Raw genomic sequence first — 17,216 nt, 5'->3', positions numbered from 1 at the left:
GCTGCTTGCACTTCAAGGACCTAAGGCTGCTGCTGTGCTTGCACGACTTGCACCAGAAGTGTCTGACATGGTGTTTATGGACGCACGTGAAATTGAAATTCTGGGCGAGAAGTGTCTGGTTAGCCGTTCTGGTTACACAGGCGAAGACGGCTACGAAATCTCAGTTTCAGAAAGCAAAGCTGAAGAACTGGCACGCGCGCTGACGGATTTTGAAGAAGTTGAGTGGATTGGTCTTGGCGCTCGTGATTCACTTCGTCTTGAGTGTGGTCTGTGCCTGTACGGTCACGACCTGGATACAACAACGACGCCAGTAGAAGCTAGCCTTCTTTGGGGTATTCAGAAAGTGCGTCGTACAGACGGCGAACGCGCGGGTGGTTTCCCGGGCGCGGATATCATTCTTGATCAAATCGCGACTAAGAATGTTACTCGTAAGCGTATTGGTCTGGTTGGTCAAACAAAAGCTCCTGTTCGTGAAGGTGCAAAACTGTTTGATGCTGACGACAATGAAATCGGTATCGTGACCAGTGGCACAGCAGGTCCAACGGCGGGCAAACCAGTTTCTATGGGCTACGTGAAAACGGAATTTGCTGCTGTGGGAACCGAAGTATTCGCCGAAGTACGTGGTAAGAAACTGGCAATGACAGTAGAGAAAATGCCGTTTGTCCCTCAGCGTTACTATCGCGGATAGTGGCATCGCTGCTACTCAATTAAATGATTAGAAACGGCTGCCTTATGAGCAGCCGTTTTTTCCTTACACGCAATTACATTTGTGACATCGGACCTAAGACAGGAATTGCTATAATTCGTGAAAATATTTTAAATACATAATGAGTATGGCTAAAAGTCATTCGTGAGCAATCTACCAATTCGAGGGATCTTGATGCGTAAATCAGTTACCGCCCTGTTGGCTTCGCTTCCTTTCGCTGTTTCTGCCTCTGGTGAAGTTAACCCTTTCATCATCAATGGAACAGACGCGTCCGTCCAAAACTTCCCGTCCATCGTGAACCTGTATCTCGATGCTTTTGAATATAACCAACAGTACGGTTCATTGTTCTGTGGTGGAACCACACTCAATGAAAGCTACGTGCTTACCGCAGCCCACTGTGTGGATGACCGAACAGACGTTCATCTCTTTACAAAGGTGGTGCCTCAGCTCCAATATCGCACCGACTATCCTAGCAACGTGACTCGTCATCAGGTGAGCGAGATCTATATTCATCCCGGTTGGAACAGCAACACGAGCAAAAATGACATTGCCATTCTTAAGCTGGAATCCCCAAGAAACATTGATGTAAACAATGTGGCAATAAAGCGTCCGACCAACAAAAATTACGCCGCGTCGGGGACTTCGTTCGTCACGATTGGTCATGGTCTGACTAACGATTCAACAAAAACCACCAGCAATACGCTCCAGCAAACTGAGTTAACGTATGTTGATGCCGCGACATGTGGGTCGGCGTTTACCAACACAACGATAGATCAAACTCAGCTCTGTACAACAGGGGCATTCAACTCCAATACCCAGAGATACAATAGTGCTTGTAGTGGGGATTCTGGTGGTCCGGTTTACATTAATAGCGGCAGCAAAAACATTCAGGTTGGTATTACCAGTTTTGGTCATTCTACCTGTGGATTCTTGCCGCAGACGACAACTGTGTTTACTGACGTTTATGAGTACAGAAGCTGGATTGACAGCGTGCTAGCTGGCTCAGTATCGCCCAGCTTCACCTCGACTCATGACAAGCGATTAGCCTTTTTTGGTGGTTCAACCTCATCAGGCGGTTCGATAGGTATTTTCGCCTTACTAGGCATGTTCCTATTCGGTTTCACTCGTAGAAAGTAAATATTCGCCCCAATGACTTGGGGCGTTTCAATTCCACTTAACTAATATTTCCCTGAACCTTTCTCGTTAATCCAATAAACACATAACACACTGAAAAATATAGCGAGTGTGGATGATTTACTTTTGTATGAATGTCACATTGATTTGATGTTAAATGATGTATTCTTAGTTTAAATAGGAATAGGGGGAGAACGGATTCATGCATAAACAGATTTTATTTTCGAGCGTTATATTGGCGAGCTCAGTTTGCTCGGCATCGACAATCAAGCCTTTGATTGTCAATGGGGAAGTGGCAAAAAGTGCAGATTACCCGAGTATTGCAACACTATTTGTAGACTCACTGGAATACGACGGACGATACTCCAGTGGGAATTTCTGTGGAGCCAGTATTCTGGATGCCAATCATGTTCTGACGGCAGCGCATTGCGTGTATAACAGCACAGTCACGAGTCTGTTTACTACTGTCGTACCGCAACTTGATAACGAAGAAGATTTTCCAACTCAGGTCCAGCCTTTTGGCAGTAAACAAAGAGTTCGGGTTAGCGAAATCTATTACCCAGACGACTATTCAAACGCCAATTCTGACCTGTTACCGAATGATATTGCAGTGCTAAAGCTGGAAACACCGCTGACTTTTTCGTCCGGCGTTTTCCCATCTATCCCTCTTACTATGACCGACACCACGGAATCAACGTATCGCAGTGCACGTGGTGCCGCTTTTACCGCAGTGGGGCACGGAAATACTCAAAGCAATAATGATGACCGTAAACAGAAGTTCGGCTATCTACCACTTTTAAAAACCAACTTTGAGGTCGCGAGTCAGGCGGAGTGTCGGGCGACATTTTTTAACGGAAATAAACTGAGTGACAAACAGATCTGTTTCAAAGACACCACCACGTCTTCTGGTTTGTTGAACAGTGCCTGTCAGGGGGACTCTGGAGGACCAGTATATTGGACCGACTCTAATTCTCAGATTCAATATCAGGTGGGGGTAGCCAGTTTCGTGACCGGAACTTGCGGGGTATCGAGCTCTGGCGTCACATCGGTTTATACGGAAGTGAAAGACTACCAGAGCTGGATAACCAGCGTTATCAACGGTAATGAAACTCCGAAGGCAGTTTCAACCGATGCGCTTCGCAAAGAATGGCTTAGCAAATACAGTTTGAGCAATTCTACCGAATCGAGCGGCGGCAGTTTAGGTTGGCTGGCGTTAGCTGTTTTATTCATGACTGGTACGATCAGAAAGAAATAATGGTGCGATCTGAGCTTTTCAAGATACCGGCAAGTTATTGATTAATTTATCCTTACTGGCTGAATTTAAAGAATAAAATATTGTAAAGTGGCTTTCGTTTTATTTATAAATTAGCTCATATCGTCTGACTGCTTTACAATTCTTTACGGGTAATAGAACAAATCTCTCCTACACTAGAAGTAGAGCTTTGAACATCTTGGGGTGTTTACAGGGGAGAGTTCTATGCGCAAAATGTTTCTTACTGCTGTTTTCTTAACGGCTCAGCCTGTAGTTGGTGCTGAGCAAGTGTCTCCTTCCATTGTCAACGGCAGCAATGCCTATATCTCAAATTACCCATACATGGCGAGCCTTTATTACGACAGGCGAGACGACTATGGCTACTACAGCAACTACTGCGGTGCCACCATTCTGGATTCCAAACATGTCATGACTGCGGCTCATTGCGTGCAGGACAATTTCTACAACAAATACACAACGGTTGTATTGCAGCTTGAGCGAGACGGAGATTTCAGCTCAGCACAAAAAATCAAAGCGAAATCTTTCTACTACCGTGATGACTACAAAGACGGTTCTTACTACCTATGGGAGAACGATATTGCGATTATCGAACTGGAATCGGAAATGGTAGGAGTACCTTCAAACCAGTTTGTGCCTTTGCCTTCTACTTCGGATATCACCAACTACCGTGTCAGTGGCGCAAAGTTCAAAGCCATTGGACACGGCAATACCAAATCTAATTACGACACATCCGATCATCTTCTTCAGGTTGATCTGGACTACGTTACTCACAGTAGTTGTACCTCTTTTGCTTCGGTGAAAGGTGGGCATATCTGTACCCGAGGAAGTTATAGCGCTACAACAGGTTTGTATGGCGCGATCTGTCAGGGGGACTCAGGCGGTCCCTTGGTGTGGTTTGATGGTGGTAAGTTCATTCAAATCGGTATAGCGAGTTTTGGACCGAGCATATGCGGCAATCCGTCTTCCTCAGTTCATGGTGTTTTCACTGAAGTGGCGGACTATCTTCCGTGGATTAGCAGTGTACTCGCGGGGAATGAAACTCCGAAATACAATACCTCTGATCCTGCTTCTCAAAATGTGACTCCAAAAATCGGAGCCTGAACCAACAAACAATGGTGATACAGAGGGCGGTAGCTTGGCGTGGTGGTTAGTACCGCTGTTAGCGTTGCTTAGGTTTAGACGACACGAGATATAGACAACGTTAGAAGTGATAAAGAAAGGTGCTCAATTGAGCACCTTTTTCAGTTTAAGCGGTAGCGGCTTTCATTTCGGCTTGTTTCTTAAGCGCTACATAACCAAAACCAGTTAATGCTGTGCCCGCCGCGATGGCTGCAAGATACATCAGCACTGGGCTGATTGCATTCGGGATAAGTAGCACGAATAACCCACCGTGCGGAGCAAGTAGTTCAGCACCAAACAACATAGAAAGTGCACCTGTCAGAGCACCACCAGCCATGCACGCTGGAATGACACGCATAGGATCTTTTGCTGCAAATGGGATAGCACCTTCTGAAATGAAACACAGCCCGAGAACAAATGAGGCTTTTCCTGCTTCTCGCTCACTGGCATCGAACTTATCTTTAGCCAGGAAGGTTGCCAAACCCATACCCAAAGCCGGAACCATACCAGCCGCCATAACCGCGGCCATCGGAGCATACGTTTCGGTTGCCAGAAGACCAACCCCAAAGGTATACGCCGCTTTGTTAACCGGACCACCCAGGTCAAAGCACATCATAGCGCCTAAAATAATGCCAAGCAGGACGGCGTTAGTGGAGCCCATGTTGTTCAGAAACTCTGTCAGCGCATTCATAGCACTGGCGACCGGGGTTCCTACGACGTAGATCATGATCAGACCGGTGAATAAGCTTGCGATAAGTGGAATGATCAAAATAGGTTTCAGCGCTTCCATAGATTGTGGCAGGGATACCTTTTCTGCCAGCCACTTGGCGGAATAACCAGCAATAAAGCCCGCTGCAATCCCACCAAGAAAACCCGCACCAGTAGAGCTAGCCAGCATGCCGCCAATCAAACCGGGAGCCAGGCCCGGTCTGTCTGCAATGGAAAAAGCAATAAAGCCTGCAAGAATGGGAACCATAAGTGCGAAAGCAGAGCCGCCACCAATCGTCATCAAAGCGGCAGCTAAGGTGCCTTCTTCTTTGAATGCCTCGATCCCGAAGACAAATGAAAGTGCAATTGCCAAACCGCCTGCGACGACCAAAGGAAGCATATGAGAGACGCCTGTCATCAGGTGTTTGTATGCCCCTGTCTTCTCCTTCTTAAACGAATTATCGTCTTGTTTGGCAGTGTGGGTGTAAGTGGTGGCTTGCTGGAAGGCATTGTCGAATTCTTGTTTGGTCTTCTTCAATGCGGGGCCGGTTGTAGTTCGGTACATGAGTTTGCCATTGAATCTTTCCAGAGGAACATCAATATCAGCTGCGATAATGACAAGATCCGCATTGGCGATGTCGTCGTCACTTAACTGGTTTTTAGCACCAACCGAGCCTCGGGTTTCAACTTTGATGTTGTGACCTAAGCGTTTCCCTTCGTCTTCTAAGGCTTCGGCCGCCATAAAAGTATGAGCCACGCCCGTTGGGCAGGCAGTGATCGCAACAATATTTTTGCTGGTGCTTTCTGTCGATGGGTTTCCAACCTTTTCGACAACAGCGTCATCAGCAGACAACAGCGTTGCGTTTTCAACGGCATGGGAAAGCCAGGCTTCAGCGTTTTGCGCGACGTTTGATACGCTATCCTGATACACCTTTTTGCCAATAAAACGCTGGGTATCAATACCCGGATAACCCGCAATCACAATAATGTCGGAGCTGTCGATGGCACTTTGCGAGAGCTTGTCTACCGGCATCACGCTGGAGTGGCATTCAATGTGAGCACGGATATTGAGTTGCTGCGCGGCATTTTTGAGTAACCCTGCCGCGATGATTGAGTTTGCAACACCACTGGGGCAAGCGGTAACGATAGAAATATTCATATTCTTGACCTTATTAATCTATGGCTTCAGTTAGTGACGTTATTTTTATTGTTTGTTGTAGGGAGGAAACTTTTTCGATATCCGTGACGCCAACACCAACCTGGCTTACGGCAAGGGCTGACAAAGCCGTAGCAAAGGCTAGGGCATCTTTATCGTCCCATTTATTCAGGTGAGCCCAGCACATTCCAGCTACCAGAGAGTCTCCGGCGCCAACGGTGCTCACGATGTCGACTTTTGGTGGTTTGGCGTGCAGCCAGCGTTGCTCTTTTTTCCAGAGCACGCCCTCTGCACCAAGGGAAATAACGAGGTTGGGAATCGCAAACTGGTCAAGATAAGCGGCAGCATCAAGGCACTCTTCAATCGATTCGATTTTCTTATCTACCAGATAGCCTAGCTCTTCCTCATTGGGTTTGATTAACCAGGGCGAGGCAGTAAGACCAGTTTTCAGAGCTTCCCGGCTGCTATCGAATAACACGTGCTTGCCGGAACCTTGAAGCATGGAAATCCAGTTCTGGCACTCTTCCGGTGAAACGCCAACAGGCAAACTACCCGCGAGGACAAACACATCGTATTCCTGTGATAACTCTTTCAGTTTTTGCTCGAACTTCTGCTTATCAGACGATGAAACGGACACACCGGGGAAGTTTATATCGCTGACCCGATCGTCACTTTCCACAAGCTTTACGTTGATTCTGGTTGCACCGTCTACGCGAACAAAGTGATCTTTTGCGCCAATTTTCTCAAACAGTTGGCAGAACATTTCCTGATTGTCTCTACCAAGAAAGCCCGTTACCGCAACTTCCGCGCCCAGATCCCGAAGTACCTGTGCAACGTTCACGCCTTTTCCCGCTGCATGAAAGCTGCTCTGCTCGACCAGGCTGACACCACCTTGGTTGAGAGCGTTAAGAGAACCCGTGAGATCCAGTGCAGGGTTCAGGGTGATGGTTACGACTTTTTTCATGGCTTACCCTTCTCCTAAACCTGAAGCAATCGCCTGACTGATGGCATCTATCGCCTGTTGTGCGTCTTCACCCTGAGCGATGAATTTAAGTTCATGCCCACGTTTAACGCCCAGCGCAATGACTTTCATCAGGCTTTTAGCATTGGCTGACTGCCCATCACCATTTAGGTTGGTGACCTTGATATTGGCGTCGAATTTCTTGGCTTCCGCTACCAGCATTGCGCCCGGTCTGGCGTGTAAACCGTGTTCGTTTTTAATGGAGAAAGTACCTTCAACACCGTCAGTATCAGCCGCCTGCTCTGGGAAGGAAGGTTGATTTTGTTCAGAAGACAGTAGCGCGATAACGTCGTCTTTGTTTGCGTTTACAAGACGCTCTACATCGTTACTCTCAATAAGCTGTTGAAGACGTGTCAGATAGGGGAGGTGGGCATCGTCCTTGGCGGCAAACGCAATCATGGCTTTTACGCTTTGGTGGTCAAACTCAAACGGTTCACTGACCGAAACAAAAGACACGCTAGTGTGTTCGACCTGCTCATTGGTGCTGACCAACCAAAGTCCTTTGCCTAAATGAGTTGGAGTGCGTGAGATAAGGCTTGCGATGGCGTGCTGATTTTGCTGATGGCAATTGATTAGCCCTGCTGATACGGCTTTCAGTTGCATCATTTCGGTGGCAGGGAAGCCGGTAAGGACGGATGCCTCGGTCAAAACCTGATGATCGGCGGACTCGCCATTGAGGATTTGTATAATACTTTCCTGAGAGGCGGCGTTTTTTAGTCGCTGTTCCACACCATCAGCAGAGAGTACTTTTGTTAACTGTTTCAAGATGGAGAGGTGCTCATCAGACTTGGCTGCAATACCTATCGCTAGGTAGACCGTATTGCCTTCTCCCCAGTCAACGCCATTCGGGAAGTGATGGATACTCACGCCTGTTTTTGTTACTAAGGTTCTGGTGTCTGTGGTGCCGTGAGGAATCGCAATTCCGTTGCCCAGAAAAGTAGACGCCTGAGCCTCCCTTACTTTCATCCCTTCTACGTAATTGGAACTGACCAACCCTTTTTCAGTCAGGGCTTCGCCAATGAGCAATATCGCCTGCTGCTTGTTTTCAGCCGAGCAGTTTAAGGTGATATCGGATTTATCTAGTGTCAGCATGGTGACCTCTTTGCATTAGGGTACTGGCTTTCTAATAATTAAAGCTGAATCGGTTCAGCAGTGTTTCCAAAAAAATTCAGCAAATGAAATGGACATCGTTTTGGTGTTTCAGTCACATTGATGGATTTGCTGAATCCTTTCAGCTTTTATACTGAAACGATTCAGCTTATAATTCAATTCCCAAATATCATTAGGATCCGGAAGTATGATCCATCGCACACAAGCTAGGTTTTGATATGACACTGGATGAAATTGCGAAACTGGCTGGCGTGTCCAAAACCACAGCCAGCTATGTGATTAACGGTAAAGCACAGAAATACCGAATCAGCGAAAAGACGCAGAAGAAAGTGATGGCGGTCGTCGAGGAGCATAAGTTTCGCCCCGATCATGCAGCATCAGCACTCAGGGCTGGCAGTAGCCGATCTTTCGGTCTGGTGATTCCCGATCTGGAAAACACCAGTTATGCGAGACTCGCCAAATTGCTTGAAGCGCACTCGCGACAGGCTGGCTTTCAGATATTGATTGGCTGTTCAGACGACGATTCCGAAATAGAAAAAAATGTCGTTCAGGCACTGATAAGCCGCCGTATTGATGCTTTGTTTGTTGCCAGCGCAATGACGGATGGTTCGGACTATTATCATGCGATTCAGCAAAGTGGTACGCCAGTTATTGCAATAGACCGTGCGTTAGATGACGAGCATTTTGCCTGCGTCATCAGTGAGGACTTTGAGGGGGCTAAGTCTCTAACCCAGTCCATTATGTCTAAATCGGTAAAATCTATCGGGCTATTAGGGGCAATGCCAGAACTGAACGTCTCTAAAGAACGTGAATTTGGCTTTCTGGAAGCATTGAAAGACTTTGAATGCCAGATTCATAAGACCTATGGCAATCATTTCGACAGAGAAAACGGCAGAAGGTTGTTTGATAAATGGGTGGAAGAAAACACAGTCCCTGACGCGATCGTTGTGACTTCTTACACGTTATTAGAAGGCATTCTGGATGGTCTGCTGGAAACGCCTGAACTACTCAATAAGATTAAGCTGGCGACATTTGGCGATAACCGTCTTTTGGATTTTCTGCCTATCAAAGTAAATTCCTTACCCCAACAATTTGAGTTGATTGCCGACCACGCAATGGAAATGGGCATCAATGCGTCCGCCAAGAGATACAAACCCGGATTAGAGCTGGTTCACCGAAAGCTGGTGGTTCGCAAGTGACGGCATATTAATTATTATACCACCAGTAGGTCGAATACTTTTATCTAAGGTCAACCGACAGGATACATGGGCAGCATAATTTAGCTGCCCATTTTGTTTCTTCGTTTATCTAAAGCCTCTTTATATTAAATCTATTTATATGCCATTTCGGATTAATGTGTGTTAAATACCATATGATTCCAAAGGAAAGATTTAACTAATACACCTTTTTAATTGTACGAAATGGAAATTGTGTGAGCTGCAATCAAAAAAAACATCTGGCTTTTACATTTAATTGACTTTGATTTTATAAAATCGTGTAAATATAATTATCAATAAAGTTTAAATAAGAGGATTTCAAATTAAAAAATAAATTATAACGGTTTCCTACCAATACTTAATTACGGCAAATAACACATGGTTGTAGGCTTTTACTTTATAAAGGTATCTAATTAACAATCAATGTTATTTGTAAGTTATTAATGATTTACATAAATAAACTGATGTTTTCTGCATGGGTTGGCTTTTAAATTTCAACAAATTAGCGTTGCTATGTTTGGTTGGTTTTGTGCCCTCATATGGATTGCATTCCTTTGGTGACTATGAAATAACAATAAAGGAGTCTATTGTGTTTGATAGCTTTTCGTCACAATTTAAATTCAATAACATTGTTAAGCCTATGTTCCTTTCTTCTGGGATATTCCTTCTGGCTTCCACAAGTGCTTTTTATTCTCAAGCCCAAGTTGATCCTGTTTCTTATGCGGAACAGTATTGTAAAACTCATATTTCTCAGAGTTCCTCAGTAAATAATTTTCCTCATAATCATTGTATCGCTCATGCGAAAGATAAATTATCTGCAATGCAGAGCTTACACACCAAATACCTCAGTATACCTAGGCACGTTTCTATTGATCACGTCGCAGCGGAAATTGTTGCCAAACGATTCTATGGCGTGGAAATCCCTTCTGAACAGCAAATCCAGGATGTATTAGAAACGCAATACGAGTATTTCTTTGATGAACAAAGCAGTTCTCCGGGAAGCCCGACAGGCTCTGCGGCACCAGACGATAAAGGGCCTATCTCCCAAGGGCATGCTACTTTGGTTCAGCTTTACAAAAAAGACATCTTACCTTACCTAGACTGGAAAAACGGCAACTCTCCATTAGGGTTTGGTCTGGTAACGATTCCTTCAATTCCGCTTCATATTCGTGAGAACTTATATACCTTCACTAGCAGCGGTCAATATCCAGAATTACAGACTGAATTCGATAAAAAATTCAATGAATTCCTGGCTTCTCCAGAGTTTTCTAACATTGCTTTTGACACGCTGAAGCAGCAGTTTGTTGATGAAGTCAATCAGTTACTTCAAGAGGATAAGATTGATGTCTGGGACTTAGAAAACCTGTTAGGGCTGCAGCGTGGTCATCAGTCTCTTTATGACAAGCATCCGGATGCTAATCTAATTAGTTGGACTCTATACGGACCTGCAAAAGACAATATCCACCACATCAGTTGGCATAGGCTTTTTGAATTCGGTGGTCACTCCGCTGAGTCAGCGGATGGTATAACTATTCCTGAAAGCTATCGCGGTAAGAGAATTGAACCGCGATATCTGGCAAGGCTTTACCAGATGTATTTTGATGTCTACCGACAGCTAAATGACGATACCGTTGTTAACCAGTACGAGTTTACTAGTAGCCTTTGGAAACGTGCCTTGGCACATATCCCAATTCTCGGTGGGATTGTTGATGGCGTTTGGGACTTGGCTGATGGACACACAAATCAAGGCATTTTTGAGATTTTGCATGGTGCTCTTCAGGTTGCTGATATCGTCACCGGGTTCCCAGTCGCCGAGGTCGAGCTTGCTGGTGAAGGGTTATTTAGATATTCCATTGGTGAGCATGATCAGGGCAGAGAAATGATGATTTCTGCTGGATTGGGAGCACTTGACTTGGGAACAGGAGCACCAATCTTCGCGACTGTTCAGGGAATTAGAGGCGCTGTAACAAACAACAAAGATTTGATTTTTGATGCAGTTGTTATGGGTACATTTTATCAGGTGGCGCACCTTCGCGGAAAGATGCATGAACAAGCAAATGAAGTGTATACCGGGGTCAGGACCCCAGAAGCATTTTATGATGTTCAAGCCGCTGAAGCGATAGAGATGCAAACTCTATATAAGCCTGTGCAAGAAATAAATACAGGACAACCGCAAGTTGACGCTGACACATTTAATACTCACCTACGCAAACTGACGACACCGGAAGCCAATATCGAACCTAACGGTGAGTATGCTCGTTTCGACGGGGTGCGACACAAATTTGTGCGTGTTATGCATCAAGGGGAAGTGTTTATTTTCCCTGCTCGGGAAATCAGTGTCGCAGGACGACCTAAACTAGAGATGAATAATAACCCTGGTTATGAGTTTTTCCCTCTGGATATCGAAGGTGAATTCTATGGCATTACCAGGCATGGGTTAAAAGGAGGGATGAATAAGTTCCTTGATTCTTATGTTGAACATGTGACTGCAATGGGTTCGCAGGATGCGCTTGATTACCCTTCTCGAGTACAGATTGAGGACAATGTGTCTTTAGGTATTCGTGATAGCTATCGAAGACTCATAGACAGATACACCGCAGATTCGATTGAGCGAACTGTCCATGAAGCGTTGCATTTGTCTGAAACTTTTCAGCACGCAATATCATTCAGTAAACAGCGAAATTACGATCCGCTAGAAAGCATTTTGTATGAAAGTGAATACGAGTTGACTGATGCTGCTGAAGATACCTTCGGTTCGTTAAGAAATGTCACAGCAGAGCATATTTTGGGCGTTAATGATCCACAAAACTCACCGATCTATGTGCACATGCAATTCGCGGAAACGCCTGACGGTACACCATTGATTAAAGTCGGCGCTGCACCCGCACCGGATACACCTCGCTACGAGCATTGGCAGCTTGGGTTAATCCACGAAATTATGCATGTATTAACTGATGCTAAAGATCCATCTTCGGCGAGTGAAAATCGCCTTGGACCAACGGAGCTCTTAGCTCGCAAAGTGATGGCTGAAATGGGGAAAAACAACATTCCTGATTTTGCCAACTACTTCCAGCCTGAACGTGAGGCATGGATAAAGCAAAGAGATCACCTTGCTTTGGTCGACCTGATAGAACGTGTACCAGATAGAGCCGCTCTTATGAAACGTATTGATAAAGTAGCAAAACAAAGAGGCACTGCGAAACAACTGATCCAAACGGACCAGTATCCGCCAGCCCCGCTATTGCAACCTTAGTGGCGATCACCTGAGTTCTAGTAACTCTGAGTGGATATCAGAGCAGGAAGTGTGTAACCCATACTCCTGCTCTTTCCATTTAGGGCAACGGTCAGAACTGCCAGTTTGATTGTCTAATTGGGGTGAAGTCCGAAGCAACAATCAGTTCTAACTGGTATTTCTAGCGACCTGTTGTCTCGAATTGGAGCAGAAAAGTGAGAATCATTTGCATATAAAGTGATCTGGTTCTCACTACGAGCCGATAATAAAAGAAAAATTTTGTAGAGGATTTTATAAGTTATTCGATTGCACTAACCCTTCCGACCTTGCACTGAGCGTATTTTTTCTTTCTTATTCAATCTCTTCTGCCTTTACAAAGCTCCCATATGCCATTTATAGCGATGTGATTTGCTTCGTAATTTAGGTTCTATACTTTCCCTAATCCGCGAGGATTCCTATCCCAACAACGAAATAGGGAAAATCATAATGGCAAAATCAACAAGATCGTTGCCGTTGTTGAAGACGCTCAAAGCCAAGCTAATCGCTGCATTTGGTGCAGTACTGATTACTTTGGCCGTCATTGGGCTTACCTCTTACTTGGCTTTAACAACAGCGTCAGATGGCTTTAAAAACTACCGGGAACTAGCAAGAGACAGCAACCTCGCTGGTATCCTTCAATCCAACATGCTAATGGTTAGAATGAACGTGAAAGACTTTCTTCTGACTGGCAGCCAGAAAGACATTAATCAGTACGACGACTACTTCAAAGAAGTAGAAAATCTGCTGAAAGTCGCAGACAAAGAAATCAACAAACCCGAAAGGGCAGAGATGGTTAAGCTGTTGAATGAAGAAATTCACAGTTATGGCGGCACATTTGAAATCATTAAGCGTTATCGCGTCGAGCGCGACGAACTGGTGAATGGCGTCTTGAACGTGCGTGGTCCTCAAATGGAGAAAAGCCTGACCGCGTTAATGCTAAGTGCTTCAGAGAATAACAATTCTGAACTTGCTTACCGAACCGGTTTGGCGATGCGGAACCTACTGCTTGGTCGCTTGTATGTCATCAAATACTTAGAAAGCAATGAAACTTCGGCGGCCGATAGAGTCCGCTCCGAATTCAGCGGCTTTGACAAAGAGATGCAGGAAGTCAAAACGCTCATCGATAACGCTTCAGATCTGGCTTTGATAAACCAACTGTCGAGCATGGAAAAAGAGTACATGACGGCGTTTCAGAGTGTGGTTGATATCATCGTCGACAGAAATGACAAAGTCGCCAATACCTTGGACGTAATCGGTCCACAGTTTGCTGCTTTAGTTGAAGAGTTGAAGTTGTCCGTAAAAGCGGATCAGGATCTGCTAGGACCAGAGTTGCGTGATAAAAACGAAAGCGCTGTGTCGACCATCCTTGCTGTATTTGTTGTCGCCATTGTGGTGAGTATTGGGGTTGTGTACATGCTTACCAATGTTGTGATGAGGCAGTTGGGTAAAGACCCAAGTGAACTCGAACAGATTGCCAACGCAATTTCTCGTGGCGAGCTGGATGAAAAATACGACGAGCGGGAACCGGAAGGTGTGTTCTATTCCATGCTGAAAATGCGCGACAGCCTCAGAGTTGGGCGTGATAAAGAAGAGGAAGAACGTAAGATCGCCAGTGTGAATGCCCGAATTAAAAATGCTCTGGATAATGCCAGTTCCAATGTGATGATTGCGGATCGAAATTACAACGTCATTTATATGAACGAATCGATTCTTGGCATGATGAAACAGGCAGAGCAAAACATTCGCTCCGAAGTGCCTGATTTCAGTCATCAGGGATTAATGAATAATCCAATCGATCGTTACTTCCAGTACTTTGGCGCTAAGAAGCCGATGTTAGATGGGCTTACACAAACCTTTAAAGATGAATTGGTGTTGGGCGGTCGAACCTTTGCACTGGTCGCAAGCCCTGTGGTTGTAGACAACCAACGTGTGGGTACCGTGGTTGAGTGGGAAGACAAAACCGAATGGTTGGCTGAGGAGCAGGAAAAAGCACGCGTGGCATCGGAAAATGCTCGGGTGAAATACGCGCTGGACGGGTCGTCTGGCAAAGTCATGATTGTGGATACCAACTATAAAGTCATCTACATGAATGATGCCATCAGCAAAATGATGCAACTGGCAGAAGGTGATATTCGTCAGGATGTACGTGATTTTCAGGCGAAAAGTATCGCAGGCAATAAAGTGGATACTTATTTCAAAGCACTATCGGGTGATCTGAAAAGTCTGGATAAGCTCAGTGGCACATTTGAAAAAGAAATTGTTGTCGGCGGTCATACATTTGCCGTTGTGGCAAACCCAGTTTCTGTGAAAGGTGAACGTGTCGGTACTGTTTTCGAGTGGGATGACCGCACGGAATGGCTGGCAGAAGAAAGGGAAAAAGCACGTGTGGCGTCTGAAAATGCTCGTGTGAAATATGCGCTAGACAGCGTTTCTGGCAACGTAATGATTGCCGATCCAGAGCTGAAAGTTATCTACGCCAATAAAGCACTAGAAGAGATGATGCGCAGCGCGGAATCAGACATTCGTCAGCAGATCCCAGAATTCAGCGCAGAGAAACTGACCGATTGTGACGTTGCGAAGTTCTTCAAAAACCCAATTCAGCAACGCGGTGTGCTCGCTGAGCTGAACGGAACCGATAGAACCATCGAAGAGATTGGTAATCGTGTATTCGCCCTGACTTCCAACCCTATTGTTGTAGACAGCAAGCGCATAGGTACGGTGGTTGAATGGGTAGACCGTACCGCTGAAGTCAATATCGAGAAAGAGATAGACGATATTGTAATGGCGGCTTCAAACGGAGACTTGAGCAAGAAAATCAATATCGAAGGTAAAGAAGGTTTCTTTGGTAATCTGAGTATGGGTCTGAACGATCTGGTCAGTACGGTAGAAGTGGCGATGAACGATGTAATGAATACCCTAGGAGCCATGGCGAAAGGGGATCTGACATCACGCATTACCAACGACTATGACGGCAGCTTCGGTAAGCTCAAAGAAGACACCAATGCGACGGCTGAAAAACTGACAGAAGTCATTAGCAGCATTCGATCCTCTGCCAATGCGGTCGCTCAGGGAGCTAATGAGATAGCTCAGGGTAATACCGACTTAAGTCAGAGAACCGAAGCACAGGCGTCGAGCCTTGAAGAAACCTCTGCCAGCATGGAACAAATGATGGGTACGGTGAAACAGAGCTCGGAACGTGCTGAAAACGCCAATGAGCTGTCGAAAGAGGCGGAAATTCAGGCTGAGAAGGGCGGTAAAGTTGTCGACCAGGCTGTTTCAGCCATGAAGGAAATCAACAGTTCCAGTAAAGAGATTTCTGAAATCATTGGTGTTATCGACGAAATAGCATTCCAGACCAATCTACTTGCACTTAACGCAGCGGTTGAAGCGGCAAGAGCAGGCGAGCAAGGTCGCGGATTTGCTGTCGTCGCGGGTGAAGTTCGCAATCTGGCACAGCGTTCCTCTCAAGCAGCTCGTGAAATCAAAGATCTGATTCGTGATAGCCAGACCAAGGTTGAAGAGGGAACCGAACTGGTAAATCAGTCTGGTGAAACTCTGAAAGAGATTGTCGATTCAGTCTCCAAGGTAAGCGCAATGATGCAAGAAATCACAGACTCAGCCAGAGAGCAAAGTGAAGGCATTGGTCAGGTGAATACGGCAATTGTCCAGATGGACCAAATGACTCAGCAAAACGCTGCCTTGGTTGAGGAAGCGTCCGCAGCGGGTGAGTCGATGGCGCAACAAGCCAACAACATGAACAAGACGATGGACTTTTTCAGGTTGAATGGCGTTCAGGGTGGCAAAGCGCAGATACTTAAACTGGGCTAACCCCACGCTCAATAAAAACCTCCGAATCTTCGGAGGTTTTTTTATGTCTGAAGGGTGGGTTGCGAACGGGTTACCCATTTTATGTCTGTCTCACATTTGTTTGAAAAATTAGCTGTTGATTTATTGCGCTAATTGTTAAAAAGAAAGTAGGAATTGGTGACAGGTACAGGATGAATTTACATGGCTCAGAAACAGCAAGAACACGTGATCATAATTGGTGGTGGGGTCGTCGGCTTGACGTCAGCTTACGAACTGCTTAAGCATGGCTATAAGGTCACATTGCTGGAAAAAGAGCCTGATGTCGCATTGGGTACCAGCCACGCAAATGGCGCACAACTCAGCTATAGCTTTGTGGATGCGATGTCTTCACCTGGGCTAATTAAGAAAATTCCATCGGTGCTTGCAGGTCAGGATGCCGCTTTGAAATTTCAGTGGCAACTCTCGATGGACCTCAATATCTGGGGCGCTCGCTTTCTCTACAACGGTTTGCCTTTTAACGAAGAAAAGAACAGCGAACAGCTTTTCCGCTTATCGCTTTTTTCAAGAGAATCGATGGAATCGCTACGAAAAGAGTCAGATATAGAATTCAGCTTTCGTCAATCGGGTAAGCTGGTGGCGTATCAAAGCAGTCAAGCTTTGGAAGAAGCAAAACATGCCGTTGAGAGAAAAGCTC

General features: G+C 45.6%; 11 protein-coding genes and 1 pseudogene. 9 read left to right on the top strand and 3 right to left on the bottom strand.

The annotated features are described in order from the left end of the window. The 5 genes and pseudogenes from RH89_RS03050 to RH89_RS30640 all read left to right on the top strand — a co-directional run. Positions 1-688, top strand: a 688-nt coding sequence (locus RH89_RS03050) for a glycine cleavage T C-terminal barrel domain-containing protein (protein ID WP_038144767.1), incomplete at its 5' end; no start/stop codon positions are given. 192 nt (positions 689-880) lie between these two features. Beyond that, the gene (locus tag RH89_RS03045) at positions 881-1,843 is read left to right on the top strand and encodes a S1 family peptidase (RefSeq protein WP_004398580.1); all 963 of its coding nucleotides are present in this window, start codon (positions 881-883) and stop codon (positions 1,841-1,843) included. A 199-nt stretch (positions 1,844-2,042) separates the two neighbouring features. Then, positions 2,043-3,095 carry a trypsin-like serine protease gene (locus RH89_RS03040; protein WP_004398579.1) on the top strand — a complete coding sequence of 351 codons (1,053 nt, stop codon included), beginning with the start codon at positions 2,043-2,045 and terminating at the stop codon, positions 3,093-3,095. A 222-nt stretch (positions 3,096-3,317) separates the two neighbouring features. Next, positions 3,318-4,214: a S1 family peptidase gene (locus RH89_RS03035; RefSeq protein ID WP_004398577.1), complete on the top strand. Its 897-nt coding sequence runs from the start codon at positions 3,318-3,320 to the stop codon at positions 4,212-4,214. Between the two features lie 25 nt (positions 4,215-4,239). After that, positions 4,240-4,308: pseudogene (locus RH89_RS30640) on the top strand (GlyGly-CTERM sorting domain-containing protein); the annotation flags it as partial. Positions 4,309-4,359: 51 nt separating this feature from the next. Here the strand turns inward: RH89_RS30640 and fruA are convergent. From fruA to fruB, 3 genes are read right to left on the bottom strand one after another with little or no spacing between them, the layout of a single operon-like run. After that, on the bottom strand, positions 4,360-6,099 hold the full coding sequence (gene fruA / locus RH89_RS03030; RefSeq protein ID WP_004398576.1) for a PTS fructose transporter subunit IIBC: 1,740 nt from the start codon (positions 6,097-6,099) through the stop codon (positions 4,360-4,362). A 13-nt stretch (positions 6,100-6,112) separates the two neighbouring features. Continuing rightward, positions 6,113-7,060, bottom strand: a complete 948-nt coding sequence (gene pfkB / locus RH89_RS03025) for a 1-phosphofructokinase (RefSeq protein WP_004398574.1) — start codon at positions 7,058-7,060, stop codon at positions 6,113-6,115. Positions 7,061-7,063: 3 nt separating this feature from the next. Beyond that, positions 7,064-8,209, bottom strand: a complete 1,146-nt coding sequence (gene fruB, locus RH89_RS03020) for a fused PTS fructose transporter subunit IIA/HPr protein (protein WP_004398573.1) — start codon at positions 8,207-8,209, stop codon at positions 7,064-7,066. Between the two features lie 236 nt (positions 8,210-8,445). Here fruB and cra point away from each other — a divergent pair, with 236 nt between their 5' ends. The 4 genes from cra to RH89_RS03000 form a co-directional block, all read left to right on the top strand. Then, positions 8,446-9,426: a catabolite repressor/activator gene (gene cra, locus RH89_RS03015; protein ID WP_004398570.1), complete on the top strand. Its 981-nt coding sequence runs from the start codon at positions 8,446-8,448 to the stop codon at positions 9,424-9,426. An 838-nt stretch (positions 9,427-10,264) separates the two neighbouring features. Then, entirely contained in the window at positions 10,265-12,697 is a 2,433-nt protein-coding gene (locus RH89_RS03010; RefSeq protein ID WP_158091111.1) for a M85 family metallopeptidase, read from the top strand. Between the two features lie 465 nt (positions 12,698-13,162). Beyond that, positions 13,163-16,543, top strand: a complete 3,381-nt coding sequence (locus RH89_RS03005; RefSeq protein WP_004398567.1) for a methyl-accepting chemotaxis protein — start codon at positions 13,163-13,165, stop codon at positions 16,541-16,543. Positions 16,544-16,723: 180 nt separating this feature from the next. Continuing rightward, positions 16,724-17,216, top strand: a 493-nt coding sequence (locus tag RH89_RS03000; RefSeq protein ID WP_004398564.1) for an FAD-dependent oxidoreductase, incomplete at its 3' end; no start/stop codon positions are given.

Source organism: Vibrio nigripulchritudo ATCC 27043, from assembly GCF_000222685.1.
In the GTDB taxonomy this organism is placed as follows: Bacteria; Pseudomonadota; Gammaproteobacteria; order Enterobacterales; family Vibrionaceae; genus Vibrio; species Vibrio nigripulchritudo.
The sequence above is the reverse complement of the archived record's forward strand: the minus strand, read 5'-3'. Positions and strand labels throughout refer to the sequence as shown.